Here is a 17,388-nt window from a genome sequence, read left to right on the forward strand (position 1 = left end):
AATTAAAAGAAAATGAATCAGAAAATTAGAATAAAACTTAAGTCTTACGATCATACTTTGGTGGACAAGTCATCTGAGAAAATCGTAAAAGCTGTGAAAACTACAGGTGCTGTGGTAGTTGGTCCAATTCCATTGCCTACAAAGAAAGAAAAATTTACTGTGTTGAAGTCGCCACACGTAAATAAGAAAGCAAGGGATCAGTACCAATTGTGTACTTATAAAAGATTGGTTGATATCTACTCAAACAGTTCAAAGACTGTGGACGCTTTGATGAAAATCGAACTTCCAAGTGGTGTAGATGTTGAGATCAAAGTTTGATCTTCCTACCATCTAAGATATAAAAAACCTGTCTGCTTCGGTAGACAGGTTTTTCTTTTATCAGCTCTAAGCTCATATATTATTCGGTTAAAGGTGATGTAAGGTGGTGACTTATAGAAGAATATTTTTGTAAATGTTTGAAAATATATAAGTTGTAATTTGTAAGGTGTTTATAAATTACTAACTTTGCAGTCCTTAAAAAGGCACAAGTGTGTAAATACCTGTGCATAATTATATTATATAACAGAAGATGTCTGGAATAATAGGTAAAAAAGTAGGAATGACTAGCATTTTCAGTGCCGATGGGCGTAATGTCGCATGCACGTTAATAGAAGCTGGTCCTTGCGTAGTGACGCAAGTAAAAAATGTTGAAACAGACGGGTACAGCGCTGTTCAGTTGGGGTACGGTGAGCGTAAGGAGAAAAACACTCCTAAGCCACTTTTGGGCCATTTCAAAAAGGCCGGTACAACACCTAAACAGAAAGTTGTAGAATTCAGAGACTTCAGAGTTGAATTTGAAGGTCAGGTGGATTTAGGGAAAACCGTAAAAGCTGGAGAGGTATTCGGTGAAGGTGACTTCGTTGATGCTATCGGTACTTCTAAAGGTAAAGGTTTCCAAGGTGTAGTAAAACGTCACGGATTCGGTGGTGTAGGTGGTGCGACTCACGGTCAGCACAACCGTCAAAGACACCCAGGTTCAATCGGTGCTTGTTCTTGGCCTTCAAGGGTATTCAAAGGCTTGAGAATGGCAGGTAGAATGGGCGGTAGCCGCGTGAAGGTTTTGAACCTTAAGGTATTGAAAGTCTATCCTGAAAAGAACTTGATCTTGGTAAGTGGCTCTGTCCCTGGTCCAAAAAATTCTTTCGTTATTTTAGAGAAGTAATCAAATGGAATTAGCAGTATTAAAACATAACGGTGAAGAGACAGGTAGAAAGATTAGTCTTTCTGACGATATTTTCGCGATCGAGCCTAATGATCATGCGATCTACCTGGATGTGAAGCAGTTTTTGGCCAACCAAAGACAGGGTACGCACAAGAGCAAAGAGAGGGCTGAGATAGCCGGCTCAACAAAGAAAATCAAGAAACAAAAAGGTACAGGTGGTGCCAGAGCTGGTTCTATAAAATCTCCATTGTTCAGAGGAGGGGGAAGAGTTTTCGGTCCTAGACCAAGAAACTATTCTTTCAAATTGAACAAGAAAGTAAAACAATTGGCAAGAAAGTCTGCCCTTACTTACAAAGTACAGGATAATAGCCTTACAGTTTTGGAAGATGTGAACTTTGATTCTATCAAAACCAAAAACTTTGTATCGTTATTGTCAGGTCTTTCTTTGGCGGATAAGAAGACATTGTTTGTGCTTCCTGAAGCTAACAATAATGTTTATTTGTCAAGTAGAAACCTACCAAAGGCACAGGTAAAAACAGTAAGTGATGTAAATACTTATGATTTGCTTCACGCTGATACATTGGTGCTTTGTGAAGGTTCAGTAAGTAAGTTAGAAACCCTTTTATCGAAGTAATACAATGGATATACTAAAGAAGCCTTTGATTACGGAAAAGATTTCTGCCTTGAACGAAAGTGGTGTTTATGGGTTTGTAGTTGAGAAAACTGCAAAGAAACCAGAAATCAAAGCAGCCGTAGAGAAAATGTTTGATGTAAAGGTGGTATCTGTTAGAACGATGCGTTATGCAGCAAAGCAGAAGACACGTTACACAAAAAGTAAAGTAGTATCCGGTTATACCAATGCTTTCAAGAAAGCTATTGTACAAGTAGCCGAAGGAGAAGTAATTGACTTTTACGGAGAAATTTAATTGAATCAGAATCATGGCAGTTAAAAAATTAAAGCCTGTAACTCCCGGTACCAGATTTAGGATGGCTCCGGCTTTTGATGAGATCACTAAGTCAAAGCCAGAAAAGTCTTTGTTGGCTCCGTTGAAGAAATCGGGTGGTAGAAATAACTCTGGAAAAATGACTGCACGCTACTTAGGTGGTGGTCATAAGAGAAGACTTAGAATCGTAGATTTTAAGCGTAATAAATATGATGTTCCTGCAACTGTTAAGGCAATCGAATATGATCCTAACAGAACGGCTCGTTTGGCGTTATTATACTATGCTGACGGTGCCAAAGCATATATCATCGCTCCGGAAGGTTTGGAAGTAGGCCAAACCGTTGTGTCCGGTGAAAATGTAGCTCCTGAAGTAGGTAATAACCTTCCGATGAAGAATATTCCTTTAGGTACCATCATCCACAACGTGGAGTTGAAGCCTGGTAAAGGTGGTGCTATGGCAAGAAGTGCTGGTGGATATGCTCAGCTAGTAGCAAAAGAAGGTAAGTATGTAGCAATCAAACTTCCTTCTGGAGAAATGAGACTAGTATTAGGTGTATGTACGGCTACTATTGGTTCCGTGTCTAATGCAGATCATATGAACGTGGTACTTGGTAAGGCAGGTAGAAACCGTTGGTTAGGAAAAAGACCTAGAGTAAGAGGTGTAGCGATGAACCCTGTAGATCACCCAATGGGTGGTGGTGAAGGTCGTTCATCAGGAGGGCACCCAAGATCTAGGACTGGTTTGCTAGCTAAAGGTAAGAAAACCAGAGCTCCTAAAAAGTATTCAAACAAGTTTATTATTAGTAAAAGATCTAAATAATTATGGCACGTTCATTAAAAAAAGGGCCTTATATAGCTCATCACTTGGCCAAAAAAGTAGATGCAATGAACGAATCCGGCAAAAAGTCTGTCATCAAGACTTGGTCAAGAAGATCTATGATCTCTCCGGATTTTGTTGGCCATACCTTTGCTGTGCATAATGGAAACAAATTCATTCCAGTTTTTGTAACAGACAATATGGTAGGTCACAAGCTTGGTGAATTTGCTCCTACAAGAAACTTTAGAGGTCACATTGCCAAAAAAGATAAAGGAAAGAGATAATCATGGAAGCAATAGCAAGACTAAATAATGTTCCTACATCGCCTCGTAAGATGCGTCTTGTAGCTGACCTTGTAAGAGGACAAAGAGTAGGCAACGCCTTGAGTATATTGAAGTTCACACCAAACCATGGTGCGATCAGATTGGAAAAACTTTTGCTTTCTGCCATTGCTAACTGGCAGGCAAAAAATCCAGATGTGAAACTTGAAGAGGCTGATCTTTATGTGAAGACCATTCAAGTAGATGGTGGTCGAATGCTTAAAAGACTTAGACCTGCTCCCCAAGGTAGGGCCCACAGAATTCGTAAAAGATCAAATCATGTGATCTTGGTAGTTGATGCATTCAACACTGAGCTTACCGCTGATGAAGTAGAAACAAAAGAAAACGCTAATTAAGATTAGAATATGGGACAAAAAGTTAACCCTATTGGTCTTAGACTAGGTATCGTTAAGGGCTGGGATTCTAACTGGTATGGCGGCAGAGATTTTGCCGACAAACTATACGAAGATCAAAAGATCAGAAAATATGTATATGCTAGGATCCCTAAGGGAGGCATTGCAAAGGTAATTATCGAAAGAACGCTTAAGAGAATCACGCTTACTATCCATACTGCCCGTCCAGGTGTAGTTATCGGTAAGGGCGGTGCTGAAGTCGATAAACTTAAAGAAGAGCTGAAAAAACTTACCAGCAAGGATGTTCAAATCAACATTTTTGAAATCAAACGTCCTGAATTGGACGCCAAGTTGGTAGGAGAGTCTATAGCTCAACAACTTCAGGCAAGGATCTCATTTAGAAGAGCAATGAAGCAATCTATTGCTGCTACAATGAGAGTAGGTGCTGAAGGTATCAAAATCAAATTATCAGGACGTCTTGGAGGTGCTGAGATGGCCAGATCTGAAATGTACAAAGAAGGAAGAATTCCTTTGCATACATTGAGAGCTGACATCGATTATGCTATTTCTGAAGCGAACACCATCTACGGTATCATCGGTATCAAAGTATGGATTTTCAAAGGTGAAGTTTACGGTAAAAGAGATCTTTCTCCAAATGCCGGAATAGCTAATGAGAAATCAGGTGGAGCCGGTCGTAGAAGAAGAGAAGGCGGACCAAAGAGAAGAAAGAGAAATAACTAATTTTCACCCCATAAGTGAGAAATCATGTTACAGCCAAGAAGAACTAAATATAGAAAAATGCAAAAAGGGCGTATCAAAGGGATCGCGCAAAGAGGGCATACGCTCGCTTTCGGTAACTTTGGTATCAAGTCCTTAGAAGCAGGATGGATTACCTCTCGTCAAATTGAGGCAGCTCGTATTGCGATGACTAGAGCAATGAAGAGGGAAGGTCAGGTATGGATCAGGATTTTCCCTGACAAACCGATCACCAAGAAGCCTGCTGAGGTTCGTATGGGTAAGGGTAAAGGTGCTCCTGAATACTGGGTAGCAGTAATCAAGCCGGGAACCATCCTTTTTGAAGCTACAGGTGTAAGTAAGGAATTGGCCCAAGAGGCCCTTCGTTTAGCTCAACAAAAGCTTCCAGTGAGTACAAAATTTGTAGTGCGTAGAGATTACGTAGGATAATAGGAACTATGAAAAACTCTGAAATCAAAGCACTCTCCGAGAGTGAAATCATTGAGCGTATTGCCTCTGAGCAAGAAAAACTAACTAAGTTACGTTTTGCCCATGCAATTTCTCCAATTGAGAATCCCAATAGAATTAGCGAGACAAGAAAGCTTATCGCAAGATTGAAGACTTTTTTGAGCGCAAAACAACTAGCTAAATAAGAAGAAGATGGCTACTGAGAGAAATCTACGTAAAGAAAGAATAGGAAAAGTAGTCAGCAGCAAAATGGATAAATCCATCACTGTAGCCGTAGAGAGAAGGGTTAAGCACCCGATTTACGGTAAGTTTGTTGCTAAGACTACCAAATTTATGGTTCATGACGAGAAAAACGAGTGTGGTAAAGGAGACCTCGTTAAGATAAGTGAAACTCGTCCGCTGAGTAAGAATAAGCGTTGGAGATTAGTAGAAATATTAGAAAGAGCTAAATAATCATGATACAGTCAGAATCCAGATTAAGTGTAGCGGATAATTCAGGTGCCAAGGAAGTGCTTGTTATCCGAGTACTGGGAGGAACCGGTAAGCGATATGCCTCTATCGGGGATAAAGTTGTCGTGACGGTAAAGTCTGCTCTTTCTTCCAGCAATATGAAAAAAGGTACCGTTTCTAAAGCGGTGATCGTGAGAACTCGAAAAGAAGTTAGAAGAAAAGATGGATCATATATCCGTTTTGAAGATAACGCAGCGGTTCTTTTGGACAATAATGATCAACCAAAAGGTTCTCGTATCTTTGGTCCAGTAGCAAGAGAGCTGAGAGAGAAGCAATTTATGAAGATCGTATCTTTGGCACCAGAAGTATTGTAATCATGGAAAGAAAAAAGAATAAGCAACCAAAATTGCACATCAAAACTGGTGATACTGTTAAAGTATTGGCAGGTGATGACAAAGGTAAGACTGGTAAAGTACTTTCGGTAAACTTGGAGAAGAGCAGAGCTATCGTTGAAGGTCTTAATATGGTAACAAAACATGTTAAGCCTACAGCTACCAACCCTCAAGGAGGTATCGAAAAGAAAGAAGCTGCCATTCATGTAAGTAACTTGATGCTTGTAGATCCTAAAACTGGTGAAGCTACCAGAACTGGAAGAAAGCCAGGTGAAAATGGAAAATTAGTTAGATATTCTAAGAAAACCGGGGAGGTAATCAATGGCTAATCCTAGAGTAAAAGAAAAATATGTTAAGGAAATTTCTCCTGCACTTAAGGAGAAGTTCCAATATAAAACAGTAATGCAGGTGCCTAAGTTGACCAAAATTGTGATCAACAAGGGTATTGGAGCAGCTGTTGCTGACAAGAAATTGGTAGACCAAGGAGTAGAAGAGCTTACTTTGATCACTGGTCAAAGAGCTGTAGCTACTAAGGCAAAAAACTCTATCTCTAACTTTAAGTTGAGAGATGGTATGCCAATTGGCGCAAAAGTTACCCTTCGTGGAAACAGAATGTGGGAATTCCTTGATCGTCTTACTACAGTGGCTTTACCACGTGTAAGGGATTTTAAAGGAATCAGCGACAAAGGTTTCGACGGAAGAGGAAACTACACCTTGGGTGTCACTGAGCAGATTATCTTCCCAGAAATCAGCATTGAGAAAGTAAACAGAATCTCTGGTATGGACATCACATTTGTGACTACTGCTAATACAGATGAAGAGAGCTATGCTTTGTTGAAAGCTTTCGGGATGCCTTTTGTAAATAATAATAAAGAAGAATAATTATGGCAAGAGAAGCGATCAAAGCTCGTGAAAGAAAAAGAGAACGTCTTGTTGCTAAGTATGCTAAGAAGAGAGCAGAATTAAAAGCAGCCGGTGATTTTGAAGCACTGGACAAACTGCCTAAGAATGCCTCTCCAGTGAGACTTCACAATAGATGTAAATTGACTGGCCGTCCTAAAGGTTATATGAGGAAGTTTGGTATCAACAGGGTTACCTTTAGAGAAATGGCTTCTGCGGGAAAAATTCCTGGTATAACTAAAGCGAGCTGGTAAAAATCAGAAAAAGTTTTTATTCTAAGAATCAATGTGTAACTTTGCACGCCTTAAAGCGCATGCAGTTAGACTTATAATAATATGACTGATCCAATAGCTGATTATTTGACCAGGTTGAGAAATGCCATCAAGGCATCTCACCGTATCGTTGAGATACCTGCTTCTAATATCAAGAAGGAGATTACGAAAGTGCTTCACGATAAGGGATATATCCAGAACTATAAGTTCGAGGAGAATGGACCTCAGGGAACGATTAAAATCGCCCTGAAGTACAACCCATCTACGAAGCAGAATGCTATCGTAAATCTTTCTAGAGTAAGTAAGCCAGGTCTAAGAAAATACGCACCGAAAGATGAACTTCCTAGAGTAATCAACGGCCTAGGAATTGCGATTATCTCCACTTCAAGAGGAGTGATGACTGATAAGGAAGCCCGTACCGAAGGTATCGGCGGGGAAGTACTTTGTTACGTATATTAATAATACCGTTATGTCAAGAATAGGTAAAAAACCAATAAATCTACCAGCGGGTGTTACTGTAGACGTGGCAACAGGTAATGTTGTTACTGTTAAAGGTCCCAAAGGTACGCTATCTCAGGATGTGAATCCCGACATTGCCGTTGCGGTGGAAGACAATCAAGTTGTATTGACCCGTCCAACCGAATCGAAGAGACATAAGTCACTTCATGGCCTGTATCGTTCTTTGATCAACAATATGGTTGTTGGTGTTAGCGAAGGTTACAAAAAAGAATTAGAACTAGTGGGTGTGGGTTATAAAGCTGCCAACCAAGGACAAGTTTTAGAACTTTCATTAGGTTACTCTCACAGTATCTTTTTTGCACTTCCTGCAGAAATTAAAGTGAGTGCTGAGACGCCAAAGGGTAAAAACCCATTGGTAACCTTAGAAGGTATTGATAAAGAATTGATAGGGCAGGTAGCCGCTAAAATCAAGTCTTTACGTAAAGTAGAACCTTACAAAGGTAAAGGTATCCGCTTTGTAGGTGAGATAGTTAGACGTAAGGCTGGTAAAACTGCCGCTAAAAAATAATTGAGAGATGGCTTTTAATAAGAATTCAAGAAGACTTAGGATCAAAAAGAGTATCCGGAAGAAAATTTCTGGTACTGATAAAAGACCTCGTTTGTCCGTATTTAAAAGCAATACGGGAATATACGCTCAACTCATTGACGACCTTAAAGGTCACACGCTAGCACAAGCTTCTTCTAAGGAGCTTGGTGCTAAAAACAATGCAAATATCTCTGTTTCCAAGGAAGTAGGTAAGAAATTGGCAGAGCGTGCAGTAGCAGGCGGATTCACAGAAGTAGTTTTTGATAGAAGTGGCTACTTATATCATGGTAATGTAAAAGCTCTTGCCGAGGGTGCGAGAGAAGGTGGCCTTAAATTTTAATTAATTATGTCCCAATTAAGAAAAAAACCCATTAGGGCAACAGATACAGAGCTTAAAGAAAAAGTTGTAGCTATCAACCGAGTAGCTAAAGTAGTGAAAGGTGGTAGAAGGTTCTCTTTTTCTGCTATAGTAGTTGTAGGAGATGGTAACGGTGTCGTGGGATTTGGATTAGGTAAAGCTAATGAGGTTACCGATGCAATTACCAAAGGTATAGAGGACGCTAAAAAGAGTTTGGTACAAGTACCAATCTTAAAAGGAACTATTCCTCACGAAGCTATCGGTAAATTCGGCGGTGGATTGGTATTGATCAAGCCAGCTGCTCCTGGTACCGGTGTTATTGCAGGTGGTGCGATGCGTGCTGTATTGGAAAGTGCTGGTGTTACGGATGTATTGGCTAAGTCCAAAGGATCTTCAAACCCTCACAATGTGGTGAAAGCTACCATCGATGCCTTGTCTAAAATGAGAGATGCTATCGCGGTTTCACAACAACGTGGTGTTAAATTGTCTAAAGTATTTAACGGGTAAGATCATGGCGAAGGTAAAAGTAACGCAAGTTAAAAGCACGATCAACAGACCAAAGAATCAAAAAGCGACTATTGTTGCTTTGGGACTTGGTAAAATCAATAAGTCTGTGGAAGTGGAAAATACTCCGCAGATTGCTGGAATGATAAGAAAAGTTAGTCACCTTGTAAAAGTGGAGGAAGCCTAATTATGAAACTACATACATTACAACCTGCAAAAGGTTCTGTAAAAAACCGAAAAAGAATCGGTCGTGGTACAGGATCCGGAAGAGGAGGAACTTCGACGAGAGGTCATAAGGGTGCTCAATCAAGATCCGGTTATAGCCGGAAATTGGGATTTGAAGGTGGTCAGATGCCACTTCAAAGAAGAGTGCCTAAGTTTGGCTTCAAGAGTCTTAATAGAATCGAATGCAAACCAATTAATTTAGACGTATTACAATCAGTAGCTGAAAAGCTTAATACTGACACTGTTACGTTCGAAACTTTGGTAGAAAATGGATTGGTTTCTAAAAAAGATGTTGTAAAAGTCCTAGGAAGAGGCGAACTTACGGCGAAAATAAACGTAAGTGCTCATTATTTCTCAGCTTCTGCTACAGAAACTATTGAAAAATTGGGCGGGACTGTTAACAAGATTTAACCAATGAAAAAATTTATCTCAACAGTTAAGAATATCTTTTCTATTGAAGATTTAAGGATCCGTATCCTGAATACAATCGGATTTCTGATTGTATTCAGATTGGGTTCTTATATCGTATTACCCGGTGTGGATCCTAGTCAACTGAAAGACTCTTCAGAGGGGATTTTTGGTTTGATAGACACCTTCCTGGGTGGGGCTTTCAGTAATGCCTCTATCTTTGGATTAGGTATTATGCCGTATATCTCTGCATCCATTGTGTTGCAATTATTAACTGTTGGAGTACCTTATTTTCAAAAACTTCAAAAGGAAGGGGAGTCTGGAAGAAAGAGAATCAACCAAATTACAAGAGTGTTGACCATCTTGATTACGCTAGCTCAGGGTGTAGGATATATTACCGCTACCATTCCTAATGAAGCGATCATGGTTAGTAAGACACTATTCACTTTCAGTTCTCTAGTATTATTGGCTTCAGGTACCATGTTCTGTATGTGGCTTGGAGAGAAAATTACTGAGAAAGGAATTGGTAATGGTATCTCAATGCTAATTATGATTGGTATCATTTCTAGATTTCCAGGAGCGATTTTGGGAGAAGTGGTGTCAAAAGGTACATCTGGGGCATTGTTGTTGATTATTGAATTCTTTGTATTGTTCTTCGTTGTTGTGGGCGTGGTAGCCTTGACAGAAGCGACTAGAAGAATTCCTGTACAATACGCTAAACAAGTTGTGGGCGGAAAAGTATATGGAGGTCAACGTCAGTATATCCCTATTAAGGTAAATGCCTCTGGTGTGATGCCTATCATCTTTGCACAATCTTTAATGTTTGTGCCTGCATTGGTAGCTCAAATTTGGGCTTCAGAAAGTGATATTGCTAACTATATTGGTAATACTTTCAGTAGTCCTACATCTTGGCAGTATAACTTGGTTTTTGCTATCATGATTATTCTGTTCACCTTTTTCTACACTGCGATTACTGTTAATCCAGAGCAGATAGCAGAAGATATGAAAAGAAATGGTGGTTTTGTTCCAGGTGTTAAGCCAGGAGCACCAACAGCAGATTTCATTGATAATATAATTTCAAGAATTACCTTACCAGGTTCCGTATTATTGGCAGCTGTAGCTATTATGCCTGCTTTTGCTATGATGGCTGGAGTGAGTAATCAATTCTCAGGATTCTATGGTGGTACATCCCTACTGATTATGGTAGGTGTAATTATGGATACCCTAAGACAAATTGAGAGTTATCTACTGATGAGGCACTATGAAGGAATGATGAAGAGTGGCAACATGAAAAACAATCCTTCTAATTACGCAGTAGCATAATATGATACATTATAAGACTTCAGAAGAAGTCCAGTTAATAAAAGAAAGTGCTCAAATATTAGGTAAGGCTCACGGTGAAGTGGCCAAACTTGTAAAGCCAGGGGTAAAGACCGCTGACTTAGATAAAGTTGCAGAAGAATTTATAAGGGATCACGGAGGTATACCTTCATTTAAAGGATACAATGGTTTTCCCGCCTCACTTTGTATTTCTGTGAACGAAGTAGTCGTTCACGGATTTCCAAGTGGGTATGTTTTGAAAGATGGCGATATAATCTCAATAGATTGTGGAGTCTTTCACCAAGGTTTTCATAGCGATTGCGCTTATACTTACCCTGTCGGTGAAGTTTCCCCAAAAGTTTTGTCATTGCTCAAAGCAACCAAAGAATCATTGTATTTAGGTATTGAAAATGCAATTGCCGGAAAAAGAATCGGAGATATTGGTAATGCCATTCAAAAATATGTCGAAGCTAAAGGCTACACAGTAGTTAGAGAGCTAGTAGGACATGGAGTTGGCAAAAGTTTACATGAGTCTCCGGAAGTTCCGAATTACGGTAAAAAAGGAAGTGGTCCTTTGTTAAAAGATGGTATGGTGTTGGCTATAGAGCCGATGGTGAATCTAGGTACTAGAAATGTGGTCCAAGAAAGAGATGGATGGACCATTCGTACTGCAGATAGAAGGCCTTCGGCACATTTTGAGCACACTGTAGCGATATTTGAAGATAGGACAGAAATACTTACAACGCATCAATACATAGAAGAAAACTTTAAATTCTAAATATGGCTAAGCAAGCATCTATAGAGCAAGATGGTACTATAATAGAAGCGTTATCCAACGCTATGTTTAAGGTGGAACTGGAGAATGGTCATCAATTGATAGCTCACATTTCCGGTAAAATGAGAATGAACTATATAAAGATCCTCCCTGGAGATAGAGTTAAATTAGAAATGTCTCCATATGATCTTTCAAAGGGCAGAATTGTATATCGATATAAATAAAATGTCATGAAAGTTAAGGCATCTATTAAAAAGAGAAGTGCGGACTGTAAAGTGATCAGAAGAAAAGGAAAGCTTTACGTCATCAACAAGAAGAATCCTAAGTTTAAACAAAGACAAGGTTAAAAAATTATGGCAAGAATTGCAGGTGTTGACATTCCCGACAATAAGCGCGGTGAAATTGGCTTAACCTATATTTTTGGTATAGGTAGAAGTTCTGCTAGAGCGATCCTTACTAAAGCAGGTATTTCGTTTGATAAGAAAGCGGGTGAGTGGTCAGATGATGAGTCTACTACTATTAGAAATATTATCGCTGAAGAGTTCAAGACAGAAGGTGTTTTGAAGTCAGAGGTACAGTTGAGCATCAAGAGATTGATGGATATCGGTTGTTACAGAGGTCTTCGTCACAGAAAAGGACTTCCTGTAAGAGGTCAAAAGACTAAAAACAACGCTAGAACTAGAAAAGGTAAGAGAAAGACTGTTGCTAACAAGAAGAAGGCAACTAAATAAATCTTGATATAGATTATGGCTCAAAGAAGAAACGATAAAGCTAAAGGAAAAAAGAGAGTTGTTAAGGTGGAAGCTGTAGGCCAGGCCCACATCAAAGCTTCTTTTAACAACATCATCATTTCCATTACCAATAATTCAGGTCAGGTTATTTCATGGGCTTCTGCCGGTAAAATGGGTTTCAGAGGTTCTAAAAAGAACACTCCATACGCTGCCCAAATGGCCGCTCAGAACTGTGGACAGGTTGCTTATGACCTTGGCTTAAGAAAAATTGAAGTGTTTGTAAAAGGTCCTGGTTCAGGTAGGGAATCAGCTATCAGAACCTTGCAGAACGTAGGTCTTGATGTTACTACGATTATAGATGTGACTCCGCTTCCGCATAATGGATGTCGTCCTCCTAAACGTAGAAGAGTTTAATTTAACTAAGAAATAAGAATGGCTAGATATAGAGGTCCAAAAGCGAAAATTTCTAGAAAATTCGGAGAGCCTATCGAAGGACAAAGCAAGGCACTTCAGAAGAAAAACTACCCTCCTGGTCAACACGGAAGAGGTAGAAGAAAGAAGCAATCAGAATATGCTATTCAGTTGTCTGAAAAGCAAAAAGCAAAATATATTTACGGAGTTCTAGAGAGACAATTCTCTAAAATGTTTGATATCGCTTCTAGAAAACAAGGTATCACTGGTGAGAACCTTCTTCAATTGTTGGAGGCTCGTCTTGATAATACTGTTTATAGATTGGGTATCGCTCCTACTCGTAGAGGTGCAAGACAGTTAGTATCACACAAGCATATCCTAGTGAATGGTGAATTGGTAAACATTCCATCATACACTTTAAAGCCTGGTGACATTGTATCTGTAAGAGAGAGATCTAAATCTCTTGAAGCAATTACTGCTAGTCTTGCGGGTAGAGGTGCAAACCGCTATTCATGGTTAGAGTGGGATAATAATTCGTTATCTGGTAAGTTTGTAAGTATCCCTGTTAGAGAGGATATCCCTGAGAACATCAAGGAACAACTTATCGTCGAACTATACTCTAAGTAATAACTAAACTTTCTGACTTAAAAGAACTATTGATATGTCCATACTTGCATTTCAAATGCCCGAAAAAGTGGTGATGGAAAAAGCTGATGACTTCCACGGCTTGTTCACCTTTAAACCACTAGAAAAAGGTTACGGGGTTACAATTGGTAATGCGCTGAGAAGAATCTTGCTCTCTTCCTTAGAGGGCTACGCCATCACCTCGGTGAAATTACCTGGTGTAGTTCATGAATTCTCTACTATCGAAGGCGTTGTGGAAGACGTTACTGATATTATTCTTAATCTTAAGCAAGTTAGATTTAAGAAGATCCACGACTCTATAGATGGTAAGATTACTGTGGAAGTAAAAAACCAAGATGTTTTTACTGCTGGAGATATCGCTAAGTTCACCTCATCTTTTGAGGTTTTGAACCCAGATTTGGTAATCTGTCACTTGGATGATTCTAAAAGCTTTGAAATTGAGCTTACGGTAGAAAAAGGTAGAGGATACCTTCCTGCTGAAGAATCTAAACCAAAAGAGCAGGTATTCGGAGTTATTCCGATCGATGCTATCTTTACGCCAATTAAGAATGTGAAGTATAGTGTTGAGAATACAAGGGTGGAACAAAAAACTGACTTTGAAAAATTGATCTTGGAAGTTTCTACTGATGGATCAATTCACCCTGAGAAGGCGCTTCAAGAATCTGCAAAGATTCTTATTCAGCACTTCATGTTATTCTCTGACCAAACGATGGTTATTGATACTCCAGGTGGAGATTCTCCTGAGCCGATTGATGAAGAATTCTTGCATATGCGTAAGTTGTTAAAGACGCCGCTTAGCGATCTTGATCTTTCAGTTAGGGCGTTCAACTGCCTGAAAGCTGCTGATGTGAAAACATTGGGAGACTTAGCAAGACTAGAAATTTCTGACATGATGAAGTTCAGAAACTTCGGTAAAAAATCCCTAGCAGAATTGGAACAATTGATCCAAGAAAAAGGATTACAGTTCGGCATGGACATATCTAAGTATAAACTTGACGAAGAATAATAAAAGATGAGACACGGTAAGAAATTTAATCACCTTGGCAGGAAGGCTTCTCATAGAAAAGCTATGCTTTCTAATATGGCTGCCTCTCTGATTCTTCACAAGCGTATTTCTACTACGCTTGCCAAGGCCAAGGAGTTGAGAAAATATGTAGAGCCTCTAGTGACTAGAGCCAAAGAAGATACTACACACAATAGACGTATTGCTTTTTCTTATTTGCAGAATAAAGAAGCTATCAAAGCTCTTTTCGGTGAAGTTATTGAAAAAGTAGCTAGCAGACCAGGTGGTTATACTAGAATTATTAAGACTGGGTTCCGTCTTGGTGATAATGCTGAAATGTGTATTATCGAGTTAGTTGATTTCAATGAATTGATGTTGAAAGAAGCTAAACCAGAGGTTAAGAAAACCAGAAGAAGCCGTAGAGGTTCTGGTAAATCAGCTGAGGCTACAGGTGCTACGGAAACTAAAGCAGAAGATGCTAGTGCTTCCGAAGATAAAGCAGCAGATAACGATGCAGGTTCAGAAACTGAAAAGTCTGAGTAATAAATGCATTCATTATAGTAAATATAAAGAGGGGTTGGACTTTGGTTCAATCCCTTTTTTATTATCCTTTTGAAAATTATTCTGTCTCTTAGTGATAAAATCCTTAAATTTGGGCATTCAATTTCAATAAATGGACAAACAAAAAGCAACACTTCTTCTTCAAGATGGTACCGTATTTCACGGGACCCTAATTGGTAAACATGGTACTAATGGCGGTGAGATCTGTTTTAATACAGGTATGACCGGTTATCAGGAAATTTACACGGATCCGTCTTACACAGGACAAATTATTGTGAATACAACACCTCATATCGGAAATTACGGTGTGATTGACACAGAGGTTGAATCTGATGCTCCTACCATTGCAGGTATTGTAGTGAACAGTTTCTCTGAAATCTATAGTAGGTTGGATGCTACCGAGTCATTGCAGGATTATCTGGAATCAAACGGTATTACAGGAATTGCCGATGTAGATACAAGGAAAATTGTAAAACATATCCGTTCCAAAGGAGCGATGAATGCTATCATTAGCTCTGAATTCGACAATGTAGAGGATCTTCAAAAAGAATTGGATAAAGTTCCTGATATGGATGGCCTTGAACTGTCCTCTCAGGTTTGTACTAAAGAGCCGTATTATGTGGGCGATGAAAATTCATCTATCAAAGTCGCTTGTTTGGATTTCGGAGTTAAGAAAAATATCCTTAGATGTTTATCTGAACGGGGTGTTTATATCAAGGTGTTCCCTGCGAAATCTTCACTTGAAGACATGGAAGCTTGGGCACCCGATGCTTATTTTCTTTCAAATGGACCAGGTGATCCGGCTGTGATGGATTATGCTGTGGAAACAGCCAGCCAAATCTTGAACTTAAATAAACCTGTTTTCGGTATTTGTCTTGGTCATCAAATCATTGCAAGGGCTTGTAATGTATCTACTTATAAGATGCACCATGGACATAGGGGCTTAAATCACCCAGTCAAAAACTTGGTTACTGGTAAGAGTGAAATCACTTCCCAAAATCATGGGTTCGTGGTTACAAAAAAAGATATAGATGAAAATGATGCTTTAGAAATTACTCATATTCACCTTAATGATCAGACGGTAGCTGGTATTAAATTGAAGGATAGACCTGTATTTTCTGTACAGTATCACCCAGAGTCTTCTCCGGGACCGTATGATTCCAGGTACTTGTTTGATGATTTCATCTCTTTAATCAAAAACTAATAGAACAACCTATAAACCTTTTAGAATTATGACATTGATTCAAGCAATTCATGCGAGACAAATTTTAGATTCTCGTGGAAATCCAACTGTAGAAGTTGACGTAGTAACTGACAGCGGAGCATTTGGTAGAGCCGCTGTTCCAAGTGGAGCTTCTACAGGTGTAAATGAAGCTGTTGAGCTTCGTGACGGCGATAAGAGCAAATACCTAGGTAAGGGTGTATTGAAAGCTGTTGAGAATGTAAATGAAATTATCCAACCAGAATTGATCGGACAGTCCGTATTTGACCAAAGGGGCATTGACGATTTGATGATCAAATTGGATGGTACAGATACTAAATCTAAATTGGGAGCTAATGCGATATTGGGTGTTTCTTTGGCAGTAGCTAAAGCAGCAGCTGATGATCTTGGTTTGCCTTTATTTAGATATGTAGGAGGTACTAACGCCAAGACTCTTCCTGTTCCAATGATGAATATCATCAATGGTGGATCTCACTCTGATGCTCCTATAGCATTCCAAGAGTTTATGATTCGTCCAGTAGGTGCTGCTGATTTTTCAGAAGCAATCAGAATGGGGGCTGAGATTTTCCATAATCTTAAGAAGATCCTTCATGACAAAGGTTTGAGTACAGCAGTTGGTGATGAAGGTGGATTTGCACCTAATTTCTCTGGTGGTACTGAAGAGGCACTTGAGTGTATCCTAGATGCTGTTTCTAAAGCTGGTTATAAAGCTGGATCTGATATCACGATTGCTCTTGACTGTGCTGCCTCTGAATTCTTTGTAGACGGAGTTTATGACTACAAGAAGTTTGAAGGTGAAGGTGGAGTAGCTAGAAATAGAGAAGAGCAAGTGGCTTATCTTGCAGAATTGACTGAGAAATATCCTATCGACTCTATCGAAGATGGATGTGGCGAAGAAGACTGGGAAGGCTGGGCTATGTTGACTGCTAAGATTGGAGATAAAGTTCAGTTGGTTGGTGATGATCTTTTTGTAACTAATGTTAAGTTCTTGAAGAGAGGAATCGAAGAGAAATCTGCCAACTCTATCTTGATCAAAGTGAACCAAATCGGTACTTTGACTGAAACTTTGGACGCTATTGAATTGGCTCACAAAGCTGGATTTACAGCGGTTATGTCTCACAGATCAGGTGAAACCGAAGATTCTACTATTGCTGATTTGGCCGTTGCTTGTAACACTGGTCAAATTAAAACTGGTTCTGCTTCTCGTTCTGATAGAATGGCTAAGTACAACCAATTGTTGAGAATTGAAGAATTATTGGCTGAGTCAGCTTATTTTCCTGGAAAATAATTCTCAAAAAATATATGAAGAGCACCCCAAGGAATTGGGG

Annotated in this window: 32 protein-coding genes; all 32 read left to right on the top strand. The window is 39.4% G+C overall.

Annotated elements, in window-relative coordinates:
* Nucleotides 1–12 precede the first annotated feature (12 nt).
* The 32 genes from rpsJ (at nt 13) to eno (ending at nt 17,348) form a co-directional block, all read left to right on the top strand.
* Nucleotides 13–318, top strand: a complete 306-nt coding sequence (gene rpsJ / locus H7U17_RS02665) for a 30S ribosomal protein S10 (RefSeq protein ID WP_015264118.1) — start codon at nt 13–15, stop codon at nt 316–318.
* Between the two features lie 250 nt (nt 319–568).
* The gene (gene rplC / locus H7U17_RS02670) at nt 569–1,201 is read left to right on the top strand and encodes a 50S ribosomal protein L3 (protein WP_186754497.1); all 633 of its coding nucleotides are present in this window, start codon (nt 569–571) and stop codon (nt 1,199–1,201) included.
* 4 nt (nt 1,202–1,205) lie between these two features.
* Nucleotides 1,206–1,835, top strand: coding sequence for a 50S ribosomal protein L4 (gene rplD, locus H7U17_RS02675; protein ID WP_186754498.1), 630 nt, complete (start codon nt 1,206–1,208; stop codon nt 1,833–1,835).
* Nucleotides 1,836–1,839: 4 nt separating this feature from the next.
* Nucleotides 1,840–2,127 carry a 50S ribosomal protein L23 gene (gene rplW / locus H7U17_RS02680; protein ID WP_186754500.1) on the top strand — a complete coding sequence of 96 codons (288 nt, stop codon included), beginning with the start codon at nt 1,840–1,842 and terminating at the stop codon, nt 2,125–2,127.
* A gap of 13 nt (nt 2,128–2,140) precedes the next feature.
* On the top strand, nt 2,141–2,965 hold the full coding sequence (rplB, locus tag H7U17_RS02685; RefSeq protein WP_186754503.1) for a 50S ribosomal protein L2: 825 nt from the start codon (nt 2,141–2,143) through the stop codon (nt 2,963–2,965).
* Nucleotides 2,966–2,967: 2 nt separating this feature from the next.
* Complete coding sequence (rpsS, locus tag H7U17_RS02690) at nt 2,968–3,246, top strand: 30S ribosomal protein S19 (protein ID WP_018475621.1); 279 nt, start codon at nt 2,968–2,970, stop codon at nt 3,244–3,246.
* A gap of 2 nt (nt 3,247–3,248) precedes the next feature.
* Nucleotides 3,249–3,638 (top strand): 50S ribosomal protein L22, encoded by a 390-nt coding sequence (gene rplV / locus H7U17_RS02695; protein WP_186754512.1) that lies wholly within the window; start codon nt 3,249–3,251, stop codon nt 3,636–3,638.
* A 9-nt stretch (nt 3,639–3,647) separates the two neighbouring features.
* On the top strand, nt 3,648–4,376 hold the full coding sequence (gene rpsC, locus H7U17_RS02700) for a 30S ribosomal protein S3 (RefSeq protein WP_186754514.1): 729 nt from the start codon (nt 3,648–3,650) through the stop codon (nt 4,374–4,376).
* Nucleotides 4,377–4,400: 24 nt separating this feature from the next.
* Nucleotides 4,401–4,820 (top strand): 50S ribosomal protein L16, encoded by a 420-nt coding sequence (rplP, locus tag H7U17_RS02705; RefSeq protein ID WP_186754516.1) that lies wholly within the window; start codon nt 4,401–4,403, stop codon nt 4,818–4,820.
* Nucleotides 4,821–4,828: 8 nt separating this feature from the next.
* A complete protein-coding gene (rpmC, locus tag H7U17_RS02710) occupies nt 4,829–5,023 on the top strand; it encodes a 50S ribosomal protein L29 (protein WP_186754518.1) in 195 nt (64 codons plus the stop codon).
* A gap of 7 nt (nt 5,024–5,030) precedes the next feature.
* Complete coding sequence (gene rpsQ / locus H7U17_RS02715; protein ID WP_186754520.1) at nt 5,031–5,291, top strand: 30S ribosomal protein S17; 261 nt, start codon at nt 5,031–5,033, stop codon at nt 5,289–5,291.
* A 2-nt stretch (nt 5,292–5,293) separates the two neighbouring features.
* Nucleotides 5,294–5,662, top strand: a complete 369-nt coding sequence (rplN, locus tag H7U17_RS02720) for a 50S ribosomal protein L14 (protein ID WP_186754522.1) — start codon at nt 5,294–5,296, stop codon at nt 5,660–5,662.
* A gap of 2 nt (nt 5,663–5,664) precedes the next feature.
* Nucleotides 5,665–6,009, top strand: a complete 345-nt coding sequence (gene rplX, locus H7U17_RS02725; RefSeq protein ID WP_222439114.1) for a 50S ribosomal protein L24 — start codon at nt 5,665–5,667, stop codon at nt 6,007–6,009.
* The gene (gene rplE, locus H7U17_RS02730) at nt 6,002–6,562 is read left to right on the top strand and encodes a 50S ribosomal protein L5 (protein ID WP_186754524.1); all 561 of its coding nucleotides are present in this window, start codon (nt 6,002–6,004) and stop codon (nt 6,560–6,562) included. The genes rplX and rplE overlap by 8 nt, the downstream gene beginning before the upstream one ends.
* A gap of 2 nt (nt 6,563–6,564) precedes the next feature.
* Nucleotides 6,565–6,834 (top strand): 30S ribosomal protein S14, encoded by a 270-nt coding sequence (rpsN, locus tag H7U17_RS02735; protein WP_186754531.1) that lies wholly within the window; start codon nt 6,565–6,567, stop codon nt 6,832–6,834.
* Nucleotides 6,835–6,915: 81 nt separating this feature from the next.
* Complete coding sequence (gene rpsH / locus H7U17_RS02740; protein WP_186754533.1) at nt 6,916–7,311, top strand: 30S ribosomal protein S8; 396 nt, start codon at nt 6,916–6,918, stop codon at nt 7,309–7,311.
* A gap of 10 nt (nt 7,312–7,321) precedes the next feature.
* On the top strand, nt 7,322–7,879 hold the full coding sequence (gene rplF, locus H7U17_RS02745) for a 50S ribosomal protein L6 (RefSeq protein WP_186754535.1): 558 nt from the start codon (nt 7,322–7,324) through the stop codon (nt 7,877–7,879).
* Nucleotides 7,880–7,886: 7 nt separating this feature from the next.
* Complete coding sequence (rplR, locus tag H7U17_RS02750) at nt 7,887–8,237, top strand: 50S ribosomal protein L18 (RefSeq protein WP_186754537.1); 351 nt, start codon at nt 7,887–7,889, stop codon at nt 8,235–8,237.
* A 6-nt stretch (nt 8,238–8,243) separates the two neighbouring features.
* Entirely contained in the window at nt 8,244–8,762 is a 519-nt protein-coding gene (rpsE, locus tag H7U17_RS02755; RefSeq protein WP_186754539.1) for a 30S ribosomal protein S5, read from the top strand.
* Between the two features lie 4 nt (nt 8,763–8,766).
* Complete coding sequence (rpmD, locus tag H7U17_RS02760) at nt 8,767–8,946, top strand: 50S ribosomal protein L30 (protein WP_186754541.1); 180 nt, start codon at nt 8,767–8,769, stop codon at nt 8,944–8,946.
* 2 nt (nt 8,947–8,948) lie between these two features.
* Nucleotides 8,949–9,395: a 50S ribosomal protein L15 gene (gene rplO / locus H7U17_RS02765; RefSeq protein WP_186754543.1), complete on the top strand. Its 447-nt coding sequence runs from the start codon at nt 8,949–8,951 to the stop codon at nt 9,393–9,395.
* 3 nt (nt 9,396–9,398) lie between these two features.
* Complete coding sequence (gene secY / locus H7U17_RS02770; RefSeq protein ID WP_186754545.1) at nt 9,399–10,715, top strand: preprotein translocase subunit SecY; 1,317 nt, start codon at nt 9,399–9,401, stop codon at nt 10,713–10,715.
* 1 nt (nt 10,716) lies between these two features.
* On the top strand, nt 10,717–11,490 hold the full coding sequence (gene map / locus H7U17_RS02775) for a type I methionyl aminopeptidase (protein WP_186754547.1): 774 nt from the start codon (nt 10,717–10,719) through the stop codon (nt 11,488–11,490).
* 2 nt (nt 11,491–11,492) lie between these two features.
* The gene (gene infA, locus H7U17_RS02780; RefSeq protein WP_186754549.1) at nt 11,493–11,711 is read left to right on the top strand and encodes a translation initiation factor IF-1; all 219 of its coding nucleotides are present in this window, start codon (nt 11,493–11,495) and stop codon (nt 11,709–11,711) included.
* A gap of 6 nt (nt 11,712–11,717) precedes the next feature.
* Nucleotides 11,718–11,834: a type B 50S ribosomal protein L36 gene (ykgO, locus tag H7U17_RS02785; RefSeq protein ID WP_009053196.1), complete on the top strand. Its 117-nt coding sequence runs from the start codon at nt 11,718–11,720 to the stop codon at nt 11,832–11,834.
* Between the two features lie 6 nt (nt 11,835–11,840).
* Nucleotides 11,841–12,218: a 30S ribosomal protein S13 gene (gene rpsM, locus H7U17_RS02790; RefSeq protein ID WP_186754556.1), complete on the top strand. Its 378-nt coding sequence runs from the start codon at nt 11,841–11,843 to the stop codon at nt 12,216–12,218.
* Nucleotides 12,219–12,233: 15 nt separating this feature from the next.
* A complete protein-coding gene (rpsK, locus tag H7U17_RS02795) occupies nt 12,234–12,632 on the top strand; it encodes a 30S ribosomal protein S11 (protein WP_015264093.1) in 399 nt (132 codons plus the stop codon).
* A gap of 18 nt (nt 12,633–12,650) precedes the next feature.
* Nucleotides 12,651–13,256, top strand: coding sequence for a 30S ribosomal protein S4 (gene rpsD, locus H7U17_RS02800; protein ID WP_186754562.1), 606 nt, complete (start codon nt 12,651–12,653; stop codon nt 13,254–13,256).
* A gap of 34 nt (nt 13,257–13,290) precedes the next feature.
* Entirely contained in the window at nt 13,291–14,280 is a 990-nt protein-coding gene (locus H7U17_RS02805; RefSeq protein ID WP_186754564.1) for a DNA-directed RNA polymerase subunit alpha, read from the top strand.
* Nucleotides 14,281–14,286: 6 nt separating this feature from the next.
* On the top strand, nt 14,287–14,820 hold the full coding sequence (gene rplQ, locus H7U17_RS02810; protein ID WP_186754566.1) for a 50S ribosomal protein L17: 534 nt from the start codon (nt 14,287–14,289) through the stop codon (nt 14,818–14,820).
* Nucleotides 14,821–14,950: 130 nt separating this feature from the next.
* A complete protein-coding gene (gene carA / locus H7U17_RS02815) occupies nt 14,951–16,042 on the top strand; it encodes a glutamine-hydrolyzing carbamoyl-phosphate synthase small subunit (protein WP_186754573.1) in 1,092 nt (363 codons plus the stop codon).
* A gap of 28 nt (nt 16,043–16,070) precedes the next feature.
* The gene (gene eno / locus H7U17_RS02820; protein ID WP_186754575.1) at nt 16,071–17,348 is read left to right on the top strand and encodes a phosphopyruvate hydratase; all 1,278 of its coding nucleotides are present in this window, start codon (nt 16,071–16,073) and stop codon (nt 17,346–17,348) included.
* Nucleotides 17,349–17,388: the final 40 nt, after the last annotated feature.

This window comes from Echinicola salinicaeni (assembly GCF_014280965.1).
In the GTDB taxonomy this organism is placed as follows: Bacteria; Bacteroidota; Bacteroidia; order Cytophagales; family Cyclobacteriaceae; genus Echinicola; species Echinicola salinicaeni.

What these genes read in the sequence shown, in the direction of transcription:
- rpsJ (WP_015264118.1), top strand. Translation starts at nt 13, where the DNA reads ATGAATCAGAAAATTAGAATAAAACTTAAGTCTTACGATCATACTTTG.
- rplC (WP_186754497.1), top strand. Translation starts at nt 569, where the DNA reads ATGTCTGGAATAATAGGTAAAAAAGTAGGAATGACTAGCATTTTCAGT.
- rplD (WP_186754498.1), top strand. Translation starts at nt 1,206, where the DNA reads ATGGAATTAGCAGTATTAAAACATAACGGTGAAGAGACAGGTAGAAAG.
- rplW (WP_186754500.1), top strand. Translation starts at nt 1,840, where the DNA reads ATGGATATACTAAAGAAGCCTTTGATTACGGAAAAGATTTCTGCCTTG.
- rplB (WP_186754503.1), top strand. Translation starts at nt 2,141, where the DNA reads ATGGCAGTTAAAAAATTAAAGCCTGTAACTCCCGGTACCAGATTTAGG.
- rpsS (WP_018475621.1), top strand. Translation starts at nt 2,968, where the DNA reads ATGGCACGTTCATTAAAAAAAGGGCCTTATATAGCTCATCACTTGGCC.
- rplV (WP_186754512.1), top strand. Translation starts at nt 3,249, where the DNA reads ATGGAAGCAATAGCAAGACTAAATAATGTTCCTACATCGCCTCGTAAG.
- rpsC (WP_186754514.1), top strand. Translation starts at nt 3,648, where the DNA reads ATGGGACAAAAAGTTAACCCTATTGGTCTTAGACTAGGTATCGTTAAG.
- rplP (WP_186754516.1), top strand. Translation starts at nt 4,401, where the DNA reads ATGTTACAGCCAAGAAGAACTAAATATAGAAAAATGCAAAAAGGGCGT.
- rpmC (WP_186754518.1), top strand. Translation starts at nt 4,829, where the DNA reads ATGAAAAACTCTGAAATCAAAGCACTCTCCGAGAGTGAAATCATTGAG.
- rpsQ (WP_186754520.1), top strand. Translation starts at nt 5,031, where the DNA reads ATGGCTACTGAGAGAAATCTACGTAAAGAAAGAATAGGAAAAGTAGTC.
- rplN (WP_186754522.1), top strand. Translation starts at nt 5,294, where the DNA reads ATGATACAGTCAGAATCCAGATTAAGTGTAGCGGATAATTCAGGTGCC.
- rplX (WP_222439114.1), top strand. Translation starts at nt 5,665, where the DNA reads ATGGAAAGAAAAAAGAATAAGCAACCAAAATTGCACATCAAAACTGGT.
- rplE (WP_186754524.1), top strand. Translation starts at nt 6,002, where the DNA reads ATGGCTAATCCTAGAGTAAAAGAAAAATATGTTAAGGAAATTTCTCCT.
- rpsN (WP_186754531.1), top strand. Translation starts at nt 6,565, where the DNA reads ATGGCAAGAGAAGCGATCAAAGCTCGTGAAAGAAAAAGAGAACGTCTT.
- rpsH (WP_186754533.1), top strand. Translation starts at nt 6,916, where the DNA reads ATGACTGATCCAATAGCTGATTATTTGACCAGGTTGAGAAATGCCATC.
- rplF (WP_186754535.1), top strand. Translation starts at nt 7,322, where the DNA reads ATGTCAAGAATAGGTAAAAAACCAATAAATCTACCAGCGGGTGTTACT.
- rplR (WP_186754537.1), top strand. Translation starts at nt 7,887, where the DNA reads ATGGCTTTTAATAAGAATTCAAGAAGACTTAGGATCAAAAAGAGTATC.
- rpsE (WP_186754539.1), top strand. Translation starts at nt 8,244, where the DNA reads ATGTCCCAATTAAGAAAAAAACCCATTAGGGCAACAGATACAGAGCTT.
- rpmD (WP_186754541.1), top strand. Translation starts at nt 8,767, where the DNA reads ATGGCGAAGGTAAAAGTAACGCAAGTTAAAAGCACGATCAACAGACCA.
- rplO (WP_186754543.1), top strand. Translation starts at nt 8,949, where the DNA reads ATGAAACTACATACATTACAACCTGCAAAAGGTTCTGTAAAAAACCGA.
- secY (WP_186754545.1), top strand. Translation starts at nt 9,399, where the DNA reads ATGAAAAAATTTATCTCAACAGTTAAGAATATCTTTTCTATTGAAGAT.
- map (WP_186754547.1), top strand. Translation starts at nt 10,717, where the DNA reads ATGATACATTATAAGACTTCAGAAGAAGTCCAGTTAATAAAAGAAAGT.
- infA (WP_186754549.1), top strand. Translation starts at nt 11,493, where the DNA reads ATGGCTAAGCAAGCATCTATAGAGCAAGATGGTACTATAATAGAAGCG.
- ykgO (WP_009053196.1), top strand. Translation starts at nt 11,718, where the DNA reads ATGAAAGTTAAGGCATCTATTAAAAAGAGAAGTGCGGACTGTAAAGTG.
- rpsM (WP_186754556.1), top strand. Translation starts at nt 11,841, where the DNA reads ATGGCAAGAATTGCAGGTGTTGACATTCCCGACAATAAGCGCGGTGAA.
- rpsK (WP_015264093.1), top strand. Translation starts at nt 12,234, where the DNA reads ATGGCTCAAAGAAGAAACGATAAAGCTAAAGGAAAAAAGAGAGTTGTT.
- rpsD (WP_186754562.1), top strand. Translation starts at nt 12,651, where the DNA reads ATGGCTAGATATAGAGGTCCAAAAGCGAAAATTTCTAGAAAATTCGGA.
- H7U17_RS02805 (WP_186754564.1), top strand. Translation starts at nt 13,291, where the DNA reads ATGTCCATACTTGCATTTCAAATGCCCGAAAAAGTGGTGATGGAAAAA.
- rplQ (WP_186754566.1), top strand. Translation starts at nt 14,287, where the DNA reads ATGAGACACGGTAAGAAATTTAATCACCTTGGCAGGAAGGCTTCTCAT.
- carA (WP_186754573.1), top strand. Translation starts at nt 14,951, where the DNA reads ATGGACAAACAAAAAGCAACACTTCTTCTTCAAGATGGTACCGTATTT.
- eno (WP_186754575.1), top strand. Translation starts at nt 16,071, where the DNA reads ATGACATTGATTCAAGCAATTCATGCGAGACAAATTTTAGATTCTCGT.